We start from the raw sequence: 15,234 nt of genomic DNA on the forward strand, positions 1-15,234 counted from the left end.
GCTCACAGCCAGGGCGCCCCACGGGGACGCCCCGGAGCATTTCAGTACTACTTACTGCTGTTTACTGTGGGAGCGAGCTTGCTCGCGAAAGCGGTGCGTCAGGTACGAGTACTTCAACTGACACTACGCATTCGCGAGCAAGCTCGCTCCCACATTGGATCACGCGAACATGAAACTGGAGTCCGACAGGTTAGCCACTCCCACCCCGATCAGGGTCACGGCATAGTCGCCAATCTTCAGCACGGTATCGTTGCCGGTCTGCGACGCGTGTTGCTTGTAGTCGTAGCCCTGCCCCGCGCCCTCAACGCCCATGAACACCAGTTTGTCGCTGCCCTGGTAACCGTTGATGGCATCGAAACCGAACGCACCGCTGAACAGGAACGTGTTGTTGCCACCCACGGCGCTCATCACGTCGTTGCCGGCGCCACCGACAAAGGTCACATGGCCCTTGTCGCTGATCAGCTTGTCATCGCCACCAAGGCCGAACAGCCAGTCACCGTCGGCCGTGGCGTGCAGCGCATTGCCGTAGCCGTCGCCACTGAGCGAATGGTTGTATTGGGTCAGTTCGTTGCCATTGGTCAAACCTTTGGCCGTAACGCCCCAGGTTATTTCCTTGCTGCCCCACCACGAGCCCGACTCCTTGCTCACCAGCGCGCCAATGTCGCGGGTCATGCTGATGCCGCCGTAGGCGTCGCGTACGTACAGCGTGCCGTCACCGTCGTTGGCGAAGCTGAAGTTCTGCAACGGTTTCTGCAGTTCGAAGGTGTTGTGCCCCTGGCCACCGAGCAGGATGTTGTAGCCGCCGTCATCACGAAAACGGTCATCGCCGCCCAGGCCTTCGAGGAAGTCGTTGCCCGCGCCGCCCTTGAGCCAGTCGTTGCTCTGCGTGCCGATGATGAACGTGCTGCCGGTGTGCGGCTCGCCGCTGCGACCGAGATCCTCGACCCAGGTTTTGCCGCGAGAAGCTTCTTCCAGATTGGAGACGATGATCGTCGAGTCTTTATGCGTCAGGTTGTAGAACTTCGAATCGATGACCCGATTCAAGCCATCGGCATAGCCCAGCGAGCTGTGGGCCGACCAGTTCAACGGATTGACGATGCTGAACGGCACCAGGTTCTGCGCGGTGGAGGAGTAGTTGTCGTTGAAGTTGACGATGTTGTCGGTCGTCGAATCGTGGGGTTTGTCGTGCTTGCCCATCGACGCTGTGCTGAACGTGGTGCCATCGAGCACACGGAACACCGGATCGTTCTCAAAGCCGATGTTCAGCACGTTGTTGCCAGTGCTGCTCTGGGTTGGCGAGGCGAAGGTGACGTAGTTGGCATCCTTGAAGAAGCCGCCCCAGTTGCTCGCGCTCAATTCGGCGACGCTGTTGACGCCGAGCCCGCCGAGGCTGTGACCGCTGAGCAGCACGTCCTTGGCGGCGATGCCGTTGGCAATCGCGAATGCGGCGACCGCCTTGAGCAAATTGTCGAAAGCGTTTTTCGCGTAATTGCTCGCGTAATCCGACGGCCCGATGGCGGCCAGCAGGTTGTTTTTCAAGTCGCCGAAAGTGTCGCTGTAACCGAGCCCGCCGGTGCCACGAAAGGCCACGCCGATGCCGATCAACTTGCCGGCAGCGTCGTATTTGCCGAGCACTTCCGCCTCGGCACTGGTGAAGCCGTCCTTCTCGCCGAAGAACGTGCCTTGCGGTCCGACCTTGCCCTGATAACCCAGTGCCGTCGCCGTGACCGGCGCCCAAGCGGTGGCCGGCAACGGCTTGCCAGTCGGCGTGTAGGCATACAGCGTCAGTGCGATGGCGTCGCTGTACAACGCTTTGCCATCGGCATTTTTATAATCGAACAGTCCCATGTTGTGCTCTCTCTTCCTTCAAATGACTGGCAGCTCTTTGCAGAGCTGCCAGCACGCCTTAGAACTGCCAGTCGAGGGTCAGACCCACGCCGTGGTCCTTCTCGTTCGAGCCGATCAGTCCGTTGTAATCCAGGTTCACCCGCACATCGCGATTGAGCGCCAGACCCGCACGCACACCGACCACCGCCGCATCGCGATCCATCGACACGCCCTGCACGGTGAACGCGCTGTTGCCGTTGGCGAAGGCCAGATGGCTGTCGGCATCAACGTTGTTCAGGTTGTGCTGCCAGCCGAGGCTCGCACCCAGCTCAAGTTGATGCTGATCCGACAAGGCGAACGAGCGCTTGGCGCGTACGCCGAGGGTCGACAGCACCACATCGCGATTGTTCTCACCGCCCTTCAGCGCTGCCGCGTCACCTTTTTCGGTAAAGCTTTCAGTGTTCAGGTGCACGTAGGACAGGTTGGCGAACGGCTCCAGATTCATCGGTTGCAGGCCCAGATCATAAGCGGCCTCGGTGAACACTTGAGTGGTTGCGGCATCGTGCTTGGTCTTTTGTTTACCACTGACGTCCCCGAACTGCAGGTCACGTTTGACGTCGACACGGTGCCAGCTATAGGCGCCGCCGACGGTCAGACGCAGCGCATCGATCTGATGCCCCAGGTACGCACCCAAGTGGTAGCTGTCGACCGACGCCGACGAATGCGTGCCGCTGCCCATGCTCAACGAGCTGTCGCTATAACCGGTAACGAAACCCAGACGGGTATCTTCAGCGATCAAGCCATCGACACCGGCCAGCAGGCCACCGATGGAGCTGTTGGAGTCGGCATTGTCATGCCCGCCATCGCTCTTGCCCCACGAACCCAAGACCTTGACCCAGGCGTTGCTGCGATCGTCAGTCGGTGCGCCGGCATTGAACAGGTCACGCTCACGCAGACGCTCGCCCACGGCTTCGCGCAGGTAACGGCTGTCGTTGATCAGCATCGTGCCAATCGCCGGATGGATTTCGCCGGACAGTTGCTGGAAGGCTTGCTGCGCCGACGCCGCATTCGGCGACAGCAACAGGGTTTCGAACAACGCATTGCCGGCGCCCAGACGTTCCGCCGCCGCACCGACCGCACGCTGGTTCGGCGTCAGACCGACACTGGCGAACGAGGCCTCGTTACGCCCGACTGCCAACTGAATGCCAGTGGCCGAGTACGCCAGCGTGCCGCCGAGGAAGGCGTAATCCGGCAACACCTGACCGAAGCGCCCTTCGATGCCGCCCGCCGCTTGCAGGATGTTGTACTGAGTACCGAGCAGGCTTTGCACTTCGTTGGTGGTCAGCAGCGCCGGGCTGTTTTCCAGCGACATGCTCACCGTGGCGCCTTCAATCACGGCTTTGCCGGTAGCGATAATCTGATCGCTGCTGGTCGGCGACAGCTCTACGGCGTAGGTCGAACCCGGTGCAAAGGTCACGTCACCGGCCACGTTCAGGGTGCCGATGGAGTTACCCGGTGCGACCGTACCGCCGCTGTTCACCGACAGCGCGCCGATGTGGCCGTTGCCGCCGAGGATACCGCCGTCATTCACCGTCACCGCCGATTGCAGCGAACCGTTGATGGCCAAGCGGCCCTGATTGACCAGGGTCGGGCCGCTATAAGTGTTGTTGCCGGTCAGCACCAGCGTGCCGATACCTTGCTTGGTCAAACCGCCGTGGCCGGAGATGTCGTTGCGCCAGGTGTCGAGGCCGCAGGTGATGTCGGTGCACACGCGTTCGGTCGGTTTGCCCTGATCGATGATCGCGCCGATGCCCGGCAGATCCGCGACAAACTGGCCGGAGCCGTACGCGCCGTCGATGCGGAATTCCGCCGGAATGTCCTGCTCGGTGACGAACATCGACGGGCCGTCGATGCCTTTGCGCAGGTTGATCATGCCCCAGCCGTACAAGGCGTCGATGCCCGGCGCGCCGAGGTCGGTGGCCGTGGTGCGCAAGACCGTGGCGACCTGATCACCGGTCATGTACGGGAAGCGCTCCATCAGCACGGCCATGGAGCCGGCGACATGCGGCGCGGCCATCGAAGTGCCGTTGTAATTTTTGTAGCCGGTGGTCAGGTTGTCGGCGTTGGTGCCTTCGATGATCGCGCTGAAGATCTTCGTGCCCGGTGCCGAGACGCAGAAACTCGCGGTGTAGCCGCAGCGCGAGGAGAACGTACTCATGATGTACGGGTTGGCGCTGGCCAGGTCCGGGTTCTTCTGCAACGCGGCGACGGTGATCCAGTTCGGCGCGATGTCCGGAACGAAATAGCCGAGACCGGCGATGGCGTCCGGGTTGTTGAGGTTGTAGTCGTTGCCGGCGGCGAAGATCGTGACGATGCCGCTGCGCGCGGCGGCAATTGCGCCGTCATAGGCGCCGCCCGGTCTGGTGCCGAGCAGCGTGCGGATCTCGTTGAACTGCACTTGCGCGTCATTGACGGTGAAGTGCGGGTACGCCGGATCGCGGCCGCCGAGGTCGAAACGGTCAGTGATGCCGATGCCCCAACTGTTGTTGATGATCCGTGCGCCGCTGGCGATCAGCGCATCCCAACCGGCCTTGTACACCGCGCCGTCGTTACCGCGAACGATGCCGTCCTCCGGGCCCGGGTCACCGTTGTCGGCGCTGATGATCTGCGCACCGAACGCCACGCCGTGCATCGGCCCACCGTCACGACTGCCGGCGGCGATGCCACCAACGTGGGTGCCGTGGGCGCCGAGTTTGCCATCGGAGCCGACCGAGGGCGAACCGTCATAGCGGAATGCATCGCCGGCTTTGACCGGGATGTACGGGTCGGTGTATTCGCGGATCCCGCTGGTGACCAGGGTGACGACTTTATTGCTGCCGGAGAACTCCGGGTGCGCGGCATACACCGGCTGATCAAAGATCCCCAGTTTCACGCCTTTGCCGGTATAACCGGCGGCGTAAGCGTGATCGGCACCGATCGCGCCCAGGCCCCAATCGGCCTGAAACTCGGTACTGCGCCAACTCGATGGATCGCCCGTGCGACCGCTCTCCACGTAGGGCGCGGCATGGGCTGTGCCGATGGCACAGAGCACGGCGAGCGTGAGGGTTTTCAGGGCAAAGCGGCCACCCGTTTGCGCGGGGGTATTGTTGTTATTCATCCAGCGACCTTCCTTAGTGATGTTGCGAAAAATCCTGATCGTTCCCACGCTCCGCGTGGGGGTTAGAACTGCCAATTAAGACTCAGGCCAACGCCATGAAGCTTTTCGCGACTGGCCAGTTGTCCGTTGTAATCAAGGTTGACCCGTACATCGCGGCTCAGCGCCAGGCTGGCCTGCACACCAACCAGCGCCGCATCGCGTACCAGCGCCGAACTCTCCACCGCATACGGTGTGCCGCCACTGGCGAAGCGCAGATGCTGCTCGGAGTCGATGTCGCTCAGGCTGTGTTGCCAGCCGAGGTGGCCGCTCACGTCCAGCGATTGCTGGGGCGAAAGATTGAAGGTCTTGATCGCCCGCACACCGAGGGTGCTCAGCATGGCGTCACGTTGATCGCCCGAACTTTTCAGTGCGGCTGCGTCGCCCTTCTCGGTCAAACCTTCGGTGTCCAGATGCACGTAGGCGAGGTTGGCGAACGGCTCCAGCGCCAATGGTTGCAGGTGCAAGCGATAAGCCGCCTCGCCGAACACTTGCGTGGTCGCCGCGTCGACCTTGGCTTTCTGTTTGGCACTGACATCGCCGTATTGCAGATCGCGTTTCACATCGGCGCGATGCCAGCTGTAGGCAGCGCCGGTGCTCAAGCGCCAGGCGCCGACCTCACGGCCGGCGTACGCGCCGAGGTGATAACTGTCGACCTTGGCCGAGGAATGCGTGCCCGAACCCATACTCAGCGAACTGTCGCTGTAACCGGTGACCAGACCGATACGGGTCTGCTCGTCCAGCGCGCCGTCGACACCTGCCAGCAGTCCGCCAATCGAAGTGTTGTAGCCCGCCGTGTCGTGACTCGAATCGGTCGTGCCCCATGCCCCGAGAGCCTTGATCCAGCCGTTGCTTTGCGCAGCAGTTGTGTCGTGCAGACGCTCGCCCACCGCATCGCGCAACTGGCGGCTGTCGTTGATCAGCATCGAACTCAATGCCGGGTAGATCTCGCCGCTCAACTGCTGGAACGCTTGTTGCGCGGAACTCGCATCGGGTGAACGCAACAGGCTTTCGTACACCGAATTGCCCGCGCCCAGACCTTCGACGGCAGCCGCTACTGAGCGTTGATTCGGTGTTTGCCCGACGCTGCTGAAGGTTGTCGCATTACGTTCGACGCTCAGTTGAATAGCGTTGGCGGCATAGTCGAGGCTGCCGCCGATAAACAGGTAATTCGGCAGCACGGCACCGAACTGGCCCTGAACCCCACCGGCCGCCTGCAGGATGTCGTACTGGCGACCCAGCAGGCTTTGCGCTTCGGTGGTGCTGAGCAGCGTCGGGCTGTTTTCCAGCGACAGGCTGACGGTGGCGCCGCGGATGTTGGCGGTGCCGCCGGCAACGATGCGGTCGCTGCTGGTCGGCGACAATTCAACGGCGTAGGTCGAACCCGGTGCGAAGGTCACGTCACCGGCAACGTTCAAAGTACCGATGGAGTTGCCAGGCACCACGCGAGCACCGCTGTTGGCAAGCAGCGCGCCGATTCGCCCGGAACCGCCAAGGGTGCCGCTGTCGTTCACCGTCACGGCAGAAGTCAGCGAACCGTTGACCGTGAGCAAGCCGGCATTGACCGTGGTTACACCACGATAGGTGTTGGCGCCGGTGAGAATCAGCTGCCCGCCGCCGGACTTGATCAGGCTGCCCTGGTACACCCGATTCGCCGCCGCTGCATCACGGGCAGTGCCAACGGCGTAATCGGTCTGATCCTGTTGGCTGGCGCCCGCAGCAACGCCATTCAGCCAGCCCTTGTCCTGCAGGGTTTGCTGCCAGGCGCTGTGTTCCGCGAGGTCTTCGGCCTGACGCTGAATCAGCGCTTTGTCGGAGATGTCATTGCTCCAGACATCACGCTGCCCTGCCCCCAGACTGGCATCAAACACACCGAGCAACTGCCCAGGCCCGCGCATCGCCCGGTCGAGATTGGCCACGCCCCAACCGACCCGTTCGTTCGGCGCATCGGTGACCGAGCCATCCAGTTGCGTGGCGGTGGTCAGCAACACTTCAAGTGCCTGCTGATTGTTCATGTACGGGTAGCGTTCCATCACCAGCGCCAGTGCGCCGGTCGCATGCGGCGCCGACATCGAGGTGCCGGACTTGATCGCGTAACCGCCACCGGGAATGGTGCTGTCGATCTTCGCCCCCGGCGTGGTGATGCACCAGTATTTGGCGAGGCCGCACTGGTTGTACTTTTGCTGATTGCTCTGATCAAGGCCGGAAACCGCCAGCCAGTGACCTTCCAGATCCGGCTGAAAATACGGCAGCGCTGAACGCACACTGGCATTCGGGTAGCCGCTGTTGCCGGCGCTGAACACGTTGATCACACCGCGTCGGGAAACATCCGCAGCAGCATCGAGCCAGGTGCCTTTGTTCCAGTGCTGGGCGTACGCGGCGTGCAGATCGGCCAGTGTGCGGTAGCTGACATCCGGCGGCTGGCTGCCCCAGCTGTTGTTGATTGCGCGTACGCCGGCATCGGCGAGCGCGTCATATACCGCTTTGAAATAGCGCGGATCGGGGTTGGGGCCGAACAGGAAGCTGTCGTTCTTGTTGGTGTTGCCGACGTAGAGTTGCGCGTTGTACGCCACGCCATGCATGCCGCTGCCATCGCGCGAGGCGCCCATGGTGCCGACGACGTGAGTGCCGTGGGAGTCGTTGTTGGGATTGAGGGTGCCATCGACGTTGAACAGAGAGCCGTCGATGTAGCTGCCGCTGGCCGTGACCGGGTGATAACGATCGCTGGCGAATTCCGGATGAGCGGCATCGAAACCGGAATCGAGTGCGCCGATTTTCACGCCTTGGCCGGTGATGCCAGCGGCGTAGGCTTGCTCGGCCTGCATGCGGCTCAGGCCCCAGTCGCGGAGGAATTCAGCGCTGCGCCAACTGGTGGGATCGCCGGGTTTGCCGGCTTCGAGGTATTGGGCCTGCGCCTGGGTTGCAGAAATCACAAGCAGCAGGGTGCCGACCGAAATCGGCTTGATGCGTACGTCCATGTTCACCACTCACTTTTATTGTTTTATGCAGGTTCTTTTGCGGTGTTGCCTGTTCCCCTCACCCCAGCCCTCTCCCCCAGGAGAGGGAGCTGACCGCGGGGTCTTGCGTCATGCACCGACCTGGAAAACCGGGTCGATTGTGGATTCGGTAGATCACATCCTCGCCAAGGCAAACGGAGCTAATCGATCTTGGATTCAGTGACGCTCGTTCAAGTCGGTGTACTTCTAAAACATCCCCGGATCGGTCCCCTCTCCCTCTGGGAGAAGGTTAGGGTGAGGGCTGTTGAGCGACCACAAAAGCCTCATCCACCCGCGCCAGATCCTGCTCGTTCAAGGTCCCGGCGTAATAATGCAACTTGGTCCAGGCCATCAGATAGTCGTACCGCGCCTGCGCCAGATCGCGGCGCGTGGTGAACAGTTGCTGCTCGGCGTTCAACGCGTCGAGGTTGGTCCGTTCGCCACCGAGAATGCTCTGCTTGGTCGACACCACCAGCGCTTCCGCCGAGCTCAACGCTTTCTGATAAGCGCGCAGTTTGCTTACCCCGGACAAACAGGCACTGAACTGTCGGCGCAGTTCGATCAGTGTTTCGCGCGTCTTGCCGTCGAGTTCGTACTCAGCCTGCTCCATGGTGCGGCTGGCCTGACGCGTGGACGCCGAGACACCGCCACCGGCATACAACGGCACGCTGACTTCAAAACCAATGGTGTTGGTTTCGTAGCGCTGGTTGTAGGTGTTGCCGCTTTCCGATTCGTTCTGACGCATCGAGGCATAGGCATTGATTTTCGGCAGATGCCCGGCGCGATTACGTTCCACTTCATATCGCGCAACTTCCACGGCCTGACGCTGCGAGGCCAGATTCGGGTTATTGCTCACCGCCATTTCATGCCAGGTATCGTAATTGGCCGGCATCAGCGCGAAGGTCTGGAAGTTTTGAGCCAGCGGCGCCAGATCACCAATGTCTACCGCCGGCGTGCCGACCAGTGCGCCGAGTTCGCGCAGCGCGGCATCCTGCTCGTTGCGCGCTTCGATCTCTTCGGCAGTCGCCAGCTCATAGCGCGATTCGGCTTCAAGAATGTCGGTACGCGTGCCCTCGCCCTGCTTGAACATGTGTTCGTTCTGCTGGAACTGCTGCTCGTACGCCTTCTTCTTCGCCTGCGCGATGTCGATCTGATCCTGCGCGAACAGTGCCTTGGTGTAGTTATCCAGCACGCGAACCAACAACTCCTGACTCTTGCCGCGAAAGTTCTCGTCAGCGAACAACGACTGCGCGACACCTTTGCGATACGCCGCGTAAGCCTCGTAATCGAGCAGCGGTTGCTGCAACGTCAGCGCCGAGCCGTAACTGCTGTAATTGCGGTCGTCAGTACGGTTGCGCGCGCGCTCGTCGAGGGAGGTGGCTTTCGACGAGTTGCGACCCTTGTTGTAGGTGTAACCGATGCGTGGCAACAGCCCGGCACGGCCAATGGCGCGGTTTTCCAAACCAGCGTCACGCTCCTTGATCGCCCCGAGGAACACCGGGTCATTGCGCAACGCCTGTTCGTAGATCTCGAACGGCCCCATGGCCGCTACTGCTGAGTGACTCGCGAGCAGCATCATTGCCGCTGCGAGCATGGAAAGCTTATTCATACAGCCGAACATCCTTATTCCTCGGTCAACGCGGAGCCGGCCCGGTCAAGCAGCGGTTTGAACAGATAGTTGAGCAGGGAACGCTCGCCCGTACGCACGAACATTTCTGCTGGCATACCGGGCTTGATCACCAAGCCGTTGAGTTTTTCCATGGCCTGATCGCTGACGCTGCTGCGCAGGACGTAGTACGGCACACCGGTTTTCTCGTCGACCATCTGGTCGGCGGAAATCAGGCTGACTTCACCCGGTACACGTGGAGTTTTGCTCTGGTTGAACGCGGTAAACAGGATGTCCACCGGCAAATGTGCGCCGACCTTGTCGATCAGGTTGATCGGCAAGTGCCCTTCCACTTCCAGCGTGGTGCCTTGGGGAACGATCTCCAGCAAGGTTTCGCCTTGGCGCACCACCGCGCCCTCGGTGTGCACGCCGAGGTTGACCGCGACGCCGTCGGCGGTGGCGATGATTTCGCTGTGTTGCAGGTCGAAACCGGCCGAAGTCAGTTGCTCCGACAGGGTCACGCTTTTCAGTTGCGCTTCGGCCAGTTGCGTGCGGACTTCCTTCTGGTATTCCTCGGCGTGCTGTTGCAGCTTCAGGCGCGACTCGAGGATGCCCTGCTCCACGCGACCGCTTTCACCGGTGTTTTCCGCCAGTTGCTGCTGCACTTGCGACAGTTGCCGCTGGTACTCCATCAAGCGGTTGCGCGGGATGTAGCCGTTGTCGGCGAGCGGCTGCAGATTGCTCAACTGTTGTTGCAGCGAGTCGGCCTGAGCATTGAGATCAGTGCGGGCGCGGCGCATGCCAGCCAGTTGCGCGGTGGCGCCTTCAATGCTCGCACGCAGTCCGGCCTGCTCGCGGTAGTACGCCTCGCGGCGGCTGCTGAACAGTTGGCGCTGGCCTTCCAGCACCAGTGCCAGACGCGGATCCGGGTCATTGCTCAGTTCGGCGGGAAAGGTCACTTGCTTGAGGTTGTCGCGCTCGGCCTGCCAGCGCGCGAGGCTGGCCCAAGCCATCCGGTACTGCGCTTGCAGCGACTGCACGTCAGCGGCGACTTGCGTCTGATCGAGGCGGAACAGCGGCTGGCCCTGCTTCACGATCTCGCCTTCGCGCACCAGAATCCGGCTGACCACACCACTGCTCATCGACTGCACGGCTTTGCGTTTGCCCGACACAACGACCGTGCCTTGCACCGGAATGCCTTGATCCAGCGGCGCCAGGGCCGCCCAGGTGAAGAAACTGCCGGCGCCGACGATCGCCAGAATCCAGCCCATACGTGCGAAGAACTTCGCATCGCGCTCCGGGCGCTCGGTGATGTAAGCGTGTTCCATTGTCGCTTCGTTTTCAGTGTTCATGCTTGCGCTGCTCATACACCCGAATTCCTTGTCGAGGGCTGATACTGTCGGCTCATGCTGAGCCCGCCCGGTGCCTGCGCAGCTTTTTCCCGTTGTTGTTCTTGCTGGCCGGAGAGTGCCTTGAGCACGTCCTGACTCGGGCCGAAGGCTTGCAAACGTCCTTCATTGAGGACCAGCAGTTTGTCGGCCTGGGCCAGTACCGAAGAACGGTGCGTCACCAGCACCACCGTGGTGCCTTGCGCTTTAAGCGCGGCGATGGCGCTGGCCAATGCGGCTTCGCCGACGGTGTCGAGGTTGGAGTTCGGTTCATCCAGCACCACCAGGCTCGGTGTGCCGTACATTGAACGCGCCAATGCCACGCGCTGCTTCTGGCCGCCGGACAAACCGCTGCCGTCCTCGCCCAGTTGCGTGTCGTAGCCTTGCGGCAGCCGCAGAATCATTTCATGCACGCCGGCCTGTTGCGCCGCCGCCACGACTTTCTGCGGATCGGCCTCGCTGAAACGGGCGATGTTCTCGGCGATGCTGCCACTGAACAGTTCGATGTCTTGCGGCAGGTAGCCGATGTACGGGCCAAGGTCATCGCGGTTCCAGCGATGAATGTCCGCGCCATCGAGGCGCACAGTGCCGCCGAGGGTCGGCCAGACACCGACCAGCACCCGAGCGAGGGTCGACTTGCCGGAACCGGAAGCCCCGAGCACGCCGAGCACTTCGCCGGCATTCAGATTGAAGTTGACCATCTGCAGGGTCGCCGCACGTTGCCCCGGTGGACCGGCGCTGACTTGTTCGAAGGTGATCTGGCCTTTCGGCGCCGGCAGCGCCATAGCGTCGTCACTCGGCGGGAACGCTTGCAGCAATGCATCGAGACGGCGGTAAGCCAGCTTCGCCCCGCTCCACTGCTTCCACACCGCAATCAACTGGTCGATCGGACTGAGCACGCGGCCCATCAGGATCGAACCGGCGATCATCATCCCGGCGGTCATGTCGCCCTTGATCACCAGCAATGCGCCCAGGCCCAAGACCAACGATTGCAGGCACAGGCGCAGGGTTTTACTTAGCGAGCTGATCACCGCACCGGTGTCACTGGCCTGATTTTGCAGACCGAGGAAGCGCGAGTGCACCTGAAACCAGCGCTTGCGCAGGGAACCGAGCATGCCCATCGCCTGAATGGTTTCGGCGTTGTGCAAATGGCTGGTAGCCAGCTGGCTGGACTTCTGCGAATAACCGGCGGCTTCGCCCAGCGGCTTTTTGGTCATGTACTCGTTGAGGCAGGCCAGGCCGATCAGCAGCAGCGCGCCGGCCGTGGCGAGTACGCCGAGCCAGACGTTGAACAGGTAAATCACGAACAGATAGACCGGGAACCACGGCGCATCGAAAAACGCGAACAGCGCTGGGCCGGTGACGAATTGGCGAATGTGCGTCAGATCGCCCAGCGATTGGCCGGCGTTACCCTCGCCCTTGAACAGGTTGCGCTCAAACGCGGCTTGGTAAACCCGCAGGTTGAAGCGGCGTTCCAACTGACTGCCGATGCGGATCACGATAAAGCTGCGCACCACTTCCAGCAGGCCGATAAAGGCGAAGAAGCCGACCACCATCAGCGACAGCATCGCCAGGGTTGTCTCGTTCTGCGAAGACAGCACCCGGTCATAGACCTGCAGCATATAGATGGAGGGCACCAGCATCAGCACGTTAATCAGCGCGGTAAAGCAGCCGACGCTGATCAGGATACTTTTATAGTCACCCAATGCCTTGAATAAAGGCGCGGTGGCTGGGGCCTTCGCCATCTTCATTGATTATTCCTGGAAAATATTTCCCGCCATTCATTGGCGAGAGTCGAATTAATTAACCGCACAACGTCGGAACTTGATTTTTTGTCTACCGCTTACACTTTCATAACAACTCAAGCAATTAAATGCGGCGCAGTTGCCACTCAGTGTTACTTATAACCATAGCGTGGCGCTTTATATTAAAACTTTGTCGCCGTCTGGATAGTCAAGACTATTGCGCTGCGCGTTCAAGCGTAATCACCAGACCTGACTTCAAAGTGGTCAGATAAAGCCCGTCACGTTGTCGGCTGAAGAACTGGATTCTTGAGCCTTCCTTGCCGGTAATCGACAGGCCGTCCGGATCGGGAAACCAACCGATCGGGGCTTGTTCAATCCAGGCGCCGAGACAGTCGGCACCTTTACCCAGGGTTTTGTTCGCCTGCAATTCGATGACGCAAGTGTTCGAAGGCTTGTCCTGCTGCTTTTGCGCTTTCGGATCAGCATCCCGATCGGACAACGTCGCCTGCCACTGTCCGGCCAACACCGAGGGTTCTTCAAGTCTGAGGCTGCTTGCCATACCGTTTTCTCCTGAAATCATGATGAGCGCCGCCGAAAGCCACGCCATTGCCTTGTAGGTAAACGCTTTACAGATCATGGGAATATTCGCTCCGGCGTGTAGCCTTGCTTACCGACCAGCACGATGCAAGCAAAGAAAGCGGCGCATCACACGCCGCTTTCCACTGCTACATCACGCCACGATGTCGCTGGTCGCTGCCTGGCCAACGGTGCTGACCTGGAAATCAGCCACGCCGTGCCCGGAGAAGTCCACCGACAGCAGGCTGTTGCCACCCGACGACGTCAGGATCGCGTCACCGGCGGAACCGGTGAAGCTGCTGACGAAGTGCAGGCCGGCGCCGTTGGTAATACCGGTCAGGTCGATTTTGTCCAGACCGCTGACGAAATCGAGGATCTGATCGATGGCACCTGGCTTGGAGTCCGAGCTGGCCGCAAACACAAAAGTGTCCGAACCGGCGCCGCCCCACAGCTTGTCGGCACCGCCAGCCCCGTAGAGGATGTCGTTGCCGGCGCCGCCCTTGAGCTCGTTGGCCACGCTGTTGCCGATCAGCAGATCGTTACCCGAGCCACCAATGGCGTTCTCGATGATCGCGCCCTTGGCGATGGACACGTTACCCACCAGACCGCCAACATCGGAGAACGAGGCGTCATTGAGGTTGATCTTCTGGTTCTGAGTGAAGCCCGAGAAGTCCAGAGTGTCCTTGCCGCCCGCGTCCCACACCGAGAACACCACTTTGTCACTCGACGACGAAGCGCTGAGGAAATCGCGGCCGGCGTTGGAGTTGAAGCCGTAGGTGGTGTCACCGGTACGGGTGCTGGTGTTGGCACCGTAGAGTTTCTGGATAGCAGCGATATCGTCCATCAGCGGGCCGGACGAATACGCTTCGACACCACCCTTGCTGAAGTTCTGATTGGTGTTGCTTTCGCTCCAGTAGCTCATGACGCTGTAGCCGCGGGTGTCTTGCCCGTAGGAAGCGTCGTTGTAGGTCGGGTTGCCATTACCGGCATTGTAGTCGCCAGGGTGAGCCAGACCCAGGCTGTGGCCGATTTCGTGAGTCAGGGTCTGACGACCGTAGTTGTTCAGATCCGGATTCTTGTTCTGCGTGTAGCCACTGTTGATCAGGTACCACGAGGTACCGTCATAGCCGGCGCCGGTGCCTGGCAGATAAGCGAACGCTGCAGCGCCATCCTGGCCACCGCTGTAGTTACCGAAGGTCATGTGGCCGTCACCGCCCGAGGCTTTCTCGGTGAAGGTCACGTTGGCCACGTCAGCCCAGGATTGCATGGCGAGCTTGGCCTGGGCTTGTTGTTGTGCACTGAACTGACTGAACCCGCTGATCCCGTGCTTGTTCATCGTGCTGGACGATGCCGAAGTCAGGAACGTGTAGGTGAGTTCGATCTTGCCGCTGCCGTCCTTGTCCTGGTAGGCAGCGCCGTCGCGCAGCAACTGGGTGGCGGCCTGATCGACGGAGTAGGAGGGTTTGCCATTGACCGTGAGGTTGCCGCCACGATCGTATTGATGGCTGAAGCTATTGATCTGGTTGTACGCCGAGCTGAAGGCTGCCAGCTGGAAAGCCTGTTCGGCGGTATCAATAGCATTCGTTTTAACTTTCGACATAAACACACTTCCTTGTTTAGCAATGGAACAGTTTTTGTCCGATAGGACTCTCTCTGGCGAGATCGTCCTATCACTCGCCCAATGAAGGCGTAAGAAACCTGACACAATTTGAAATCTGCCGTAAAGGATTTTTTTGAGATCAAATCGGGCTGTTTCGTAAAACTGCCGTAAACAAAGCGTGCGGGGATGAAAGAATGTTTTAGTTGCGCAGCTTTCGCCTAATTGTCTGACGATTTTCTATTTAAATATTAAATATGGGTAAGTTGTTTTTTGTTAGCCGTGTCTCACTTCTCTGCACTTTGT

The 15,234-nt window shown here is 60.6% G+C and carries 8 protein-coding genes; all 8 read right to left on the reverse strand.

Annotation, left to right across the window (positions count from 1 at the left end; genetic code table 11):
• Positions 1–159 precede the first annotated feature (159 nt).
• A complete protein-coding gene (locus tag GTU76_RS00865) occupies positions 160–1,848 on the reverse strand; it encodes a polyurethane esterase (protein WP_180697856.1) in 1,689 nt (562 codons plus the stop codon).
• Between the two features lie 58 nt (positions 1,849–1,906).
• The gene (locus tag GTU76_RS00870; RefSeq protein WP_180697857.1) at positions 1,907–4,984 is read right to left on the reverse strand and encodes an autotransporter serine protease; all 3,078 of its coding nucleotides are present in this window, start codon (positions 4,982–4,984) and stop codon (positions 1,907–1,909) included.
• A 62-nt stretch (positions 4,985–5,046) separates the two neighbouring features.
• Positions 5,047–7,998, reverse strand: coding sequence for an autotransporter serine peptidase EprS (gene eprS, locus GTU76_RS00875; protein ID WP_180697858.1), 2,952 nt, complete (start codon positions 7,996–7,998; stop codon positions 5,047–5,049).
• Between the two features lie 268 nt (positions 7,999–8,266).
• Positions 8,267–9,637 (reverse strand): TolC family outer membrane protein, encoded by a 1,371-nt coding sequence (locus GTU76_RS00880; RefSeq protein WP_180697859.1) that lies wholly within the window; start codon positions 9,635–9,637, stop codon positions 8,267–8,269.
• Positions 9,638–9,639: 2 nt separating this feature from the next.
• Entirely contained in the window at positions 9,640–10,989 is a 1,350-nt protein-coding gene (locus tag GTU76_RS00885; protein WP_180697860.1) for an HlyD family type I secretion periplasmic adaptor subunit, read from the reverse strand.
• The gene (locus tag GTU76_RS00890) at positions 10,986–12,761 is read right to left on the reverse strand and encodes a type I secretion system permease/ATPase (RefSeq protein ID WP_180697861.1); all 1,776 of its coding nucleotides are present in this window, start codon (positions 12,759–12,761) and stop codon (positions 10,986–10,988) included. Before GTU76_RS00890 ends, GTU76_RS00885 begins: the two co-directional genes overlap by 4 nt.
• 208 nt (positions 12,762–12,969) lie before the next feature.
• Complete coding sequence (locus tag GTU76_RS00895; RefSeq protein WP_016986758.1) at positions 12,970–13,392, reverse strand: AprI/Inh family metalloprotease inhibitor; 423 nt, start codon at positions 13,390–13,392, stop codon at positions 12,970–12,972.
• A gap of 93 nt (positions 13,393–13,485) precedes the next feature.
• On the reverse strand, positions 13,486–14,931 hold the full coding sequence (locus tag GTU76_RS00900) for a serralysin family metalloprotease (protein ID WP_180697862.1): 1,446 nt from the start codon (positions 14,929–14,931) through the stop codon (positions 13,486–13,488).
• Between the last annotated feature and the right edge of the window lie 303 nt (positions 14,932–15,234).

Origin of the sequence: Pseudomonas crudilactis (assembly GCF_013433315.1) — a bacterium.
Lineage (GTDB): Bacteria > Pseudomonadota > Gammaproteobacteria > Pseudomonadales > Pseudomonadaceae > Aquipseudomonas > Aquipseudomonas crudilactis.